Genomic DNA, 3265 nt, shown 5'->3' on the forward strand with positions numbered 1-3265 from the left:
CGGCGTACGTGCTTCGCGGCTCGAGCAGCGCGTCCTCGGATACCAGGGCTGACGCGAGGGTGCCTGCGCAGTCCGGGCAGGTCGGCTCGTACCGACCGGCGGCCAGGTCGGCGACGCTGCGGACGGCGGGCCGCACGGTGCCGTGCGTGGCGCAGTCGTATCGACCCTCGCCGTAGACGACCATCGAGCTGGCCAGCACCAGCCGGCTCACACCAACCCGGTGCATCGCGGCGAGCAGCACCACAGTGGCGTAGTCGTTGTGGCTGACGTAGTCGGGGGCGTCGGACGGATCCAGCCCGTGTCCCACCATCGCCGCCTGGTGACACACCGCGTCCACACCGCCCAGAAGCCGGTCCAGCAGGCGGGCGTCCCGGACGTCACCGACCACCGGGTCGTGTCGTCGGGACCACTCGGGGAGTTCCCCGCCATGCGCCTGAGGCAGCAACGCGTCGAGCGCCACCAGGTCGTGGCCCTCGTCGACGAGCAGGTCGGCGATCTGCGATCCGATGAAACCGGCCGCGCCGGTGAGCAGTACCCGCATCCCGGTGACCGTAGACCGCACTCGGCCGGGGTGAGGCCGATCCGCCCGCCTGCCAGTCGATTGGTATCCCGATATGCCCTAGATTGCGTACCCGGGACGTCTAGCGTCCCGGGGTATGGGTGTGACGGACCGGCGAACGGGATTCCCCCATCGGTGGTGGCGGGCCCTGGAACGGCACCCCCCACCGATCCCCGGTCTGGCCGGGGACCGCTGGCGCAGCCCGCTACGGGGTCCATGGCTCACCGCCGTCTACGGCGCCGTGCTCCTCGTCGGGCTGCCGCTGGTGATCATCACCGGCCTGCTCGACTACGCCGCCTACGGCCCCCATTTCGGCCAGGCCCTACCCCGCGAGGTGGGTTGGTTACGGCTGCCGCCGTTCGACTGGCCGACTCGGCCGTCCTGGCTGTTCCGGGTCACGCAGGGGCTGCACGTGACGCTCGGCATCGTCCTGATCCCCGTGGTGCTGGCGAAGCTGTGGTCAGTGATCCCGAAGCTCTTCATCTGGCCGCCGGCCCGCTCCCTGGCCCAGGTGCTGGAGCGGCTGTCCCTGCTGCTGCTGGTCGGCGGCATCCTCTTCGAGATCGCGACCGGCCTGCTCAACATCCAGTACGCGTACCTGTTCGGCTTCGACTTCTACACCGCGCACTACTTCGGAGCCTGGGTCTTCATCGCAGCATTCGTGGCACACGTGACGCTGAAGCTGCCCCGACTGGTCAGCGCACTCCGAGCCCGGCCGGCCCTGCGGGACCGCCGCCGACCGGGTCAGCGCGCGTCACTGCGGGCCGAACTGCGTACCCCGCTGGCCGCGACCCGGCCCGAGCCCTCCGATCCCGACGACCTGGTGGCCACCGCACCCGGCGTACCGACGATGAGCCGACGCGGCGCGATAGCCCTGGTCGGTGGCCTGTCCCTGCTGCTCGGCGCCCTCACGATCGGGCAGACCCTCGACGGGCCCTGGCGTCGCACCGCGCTGCTGCTGCCCCGCGGACGTCAGCCGGGCACCGGACCGAACGGCTTCCCGATCAACCGCACCGCCGCCGCGGCGGGCATCCAGCCGGACGAGACCGGGCAACGGTGGCGGCTGACCGTGCGGGGCGGCGACCGCCTCGTCACCCTCGACCGTCCCCGCCTCCTCGCGATGGGTCAGCACACCGCCCGCCTGCCGATCGCCTGCGTGGAGGGATGGTCGACACGACAGACCTGGTCGGGCGTGCGTCTGCGCGACCTCGCCGCCCTGGTCGGCGTGGACGATCCAGCGTCGGCGCAGGTGCGGTCACTGGAGAAGGCCGGATTGTTCAACCAGGCGATCCTCCAGGCCAACCAGGTGCTCGACGCCGACTCTCTGCTCGCTCTGCGGGTCAACGGCGCCGACCTCTCGGCCGACCACGGCTTTCCCGCCCGGGTGATCGTCCCCGCCCTACCCGGCGTGCACTGCACGAAATGGGTCGCCGAGATCACCTTCCGGACCGGCGCCGATGGCTGAGTCAATCTCCCGATTCCGGGCGGCCTACGGATCGTCCCTTCAGCACCTGGTCGTCATGATCGCCTGCTTCACCCTCACCGGTTGGGTCGCGCTCCGAATCGCCGAAGAGGCCACGGCTGGCCGGATGCTGCTCTGGTTCGTCGGCGCGGCCGTCGCCCACGACCTCGTCCTCTTTCCGATCTACGCGTCGGCCGACCGGGTGCTGCGCGGTGCGCTCGGGCGCTCCGGCCACGCTGGTACGGACGGGCATTCGCCCGCTGCGCCCCACCCGATGCCGCCCCGAGCCGGGCATGCGCCAGCCCGACCATCCCCGCTGAACCACATTCGGGTACCGACACTCGCCAGCGGGCTGCTGTTCCTGGTCTACCTCCCCGGCATCCTGCGGCAGGGCCGGGACACCTATCTCGCGGCCACCGGTCAGAACCAGCACCCGTACCTGGCCCACTGGCTGGCACTCACCGCCGCGCTGTTCCTGGTCAGCGTCGTTTGGTACCTCGTGCGGCAGATCCGCTGGCGACGGGTCGACGGTTCGGCGCGTTGAACAGGTGACTCCCCGTCGCTGTCACCCAGGAAGGCACGAGCATGACGAGGTCCGCGGAACTGCCCCAGGCCGAAGTCGGGGTGATCGGTGGCAGTGGCCTCTACCAACTGGTCGACGGTGGCACGGCGGTCGAGGTCTCCACACCGTACGGCCGCCCGTCCGACCCGGTCACCGTCGGACACGTCGATGGCCGCACCGTGGCGTTCCTGCCGCGGCACGGCGCCGACCACCGGTTTCCCCCGCACCGGATCAACTACCGGGCCAACCTCTGGGCACTGCGTGCGCTCGGGGTACGCCAGATCCTCGCACCCTGCGCCGTCGGATCACTCACTGCGGAACTGGGCCCCGGGGCGCTCGTCCTCCCCGACCAGATGGTCGACCGGACCAGCGGACGAGCCTGCACGTACTTCGACAACGGTGCGGTCCACACGTCGTTCGCCGACCCGTACTGCCCGAACGGGCGTGCGATCGTCGCCGCGGCCGCCCGCGAGATCGGAGTCGAACCCGTCGTCGGCGCCACGATGGTGGTGGTGGAAGGACCCCGCTTCTCCACCCGAGCGGAGTCACAGTGGTACGCCCACCAGGGCTGGCAGCTGATCAACATGACTGGGCACCCAGAAGCCCACCGCCGGTTGGCACGACGTGCTGCTGGTGCTGCCGTACGCCGCGCTGACCACAGTGGTGGTGCTGCTGCACCGCC

4 protein-coding genes are annotated in these 3265 nt (G+C 70.7%); 3 read left to right on the forward strand and 1 reads right to left on the reverse strand.

Going from position 1 to position 3265, the window contains the following annotated elements:
• Positions 1-541 (reverse strand): NAD(P)-dependent oxidoreductase (locus ABZ749_RS32430; RefSeq protein ID WP_357234587.1); only part of this gene is annotated, 541 nt, incomplete at its 3' end.
• Positions 542-656: 115 nt separating this feature from the next.
• On the opposite strand from ABZ749_RS32430, the gene ABZ749_RS32435 reads away from it, so the two are divergent.
• From ABZ749_RS32435 to ABZ749_RS32445, 3 genes are all read left to right on the forward strand, one after another.
• Positions 657-2024, forward strand: a complete 1368-nt coding sequence (locus ABZ749_RS32435) for a molybdopterin-dependent oxidoreductase (protein WP_357234590.1) — start codon at positions 657-659, stop codon at positions 2022-2024.
• Positions 2017-2565 carry a hypothetical protein gene (locus ABZ749_RS32440; RefSeq protein WP_357234592.1) on the forward strand — a complete coding sequence of 183 codons (549 nt, stop codon included), beginning with the start codon at positions 2017-2019 and terminating at the stop codon, positions 2563-2565. Before ABZ749_RS32435 ends, ABZ749_RS32440 begins: the two co-directional genes overlap by 8 nt.
• 41 nt (positions 2566-2606) lie before the next feature.
• The coding region (locus ABZ749_RS32445; protein WP_357234595.1) for an S-methyl-5'-thioadenosine phosphorylase at positions 2607-3265 on the forward strand (659 nt) is incomplete at its 3' end.

This window comes from Micromonospora sp. NPDC047753 (genome assembly GCF_040642735.1).
Taxonomy (GTDB): domain Bacteria; phylum Actinomycetota; class Actinomycetes; order Mycobacteriales; family Micromonosporaceae; genus Micromonospora.

What these genes read in the sequence shown, in the direction of transcription:
- ABZ749_RS32435 (WP_357234590.1), top strand. Translation starts at nt 657, where the DNA reads ATGGGTGTGACGGACCGGCGAACGGGATTCCCCCATCGGTGGTGGCGG.
- ABZ749_RS32440 (WP_357234592.1), top strand. Translation starts at nt 2,017, where the DNA reads ATGGCTGAGTCAATCTCCCGATTCCGGGCGGCCTACGGATCGTCCCTT.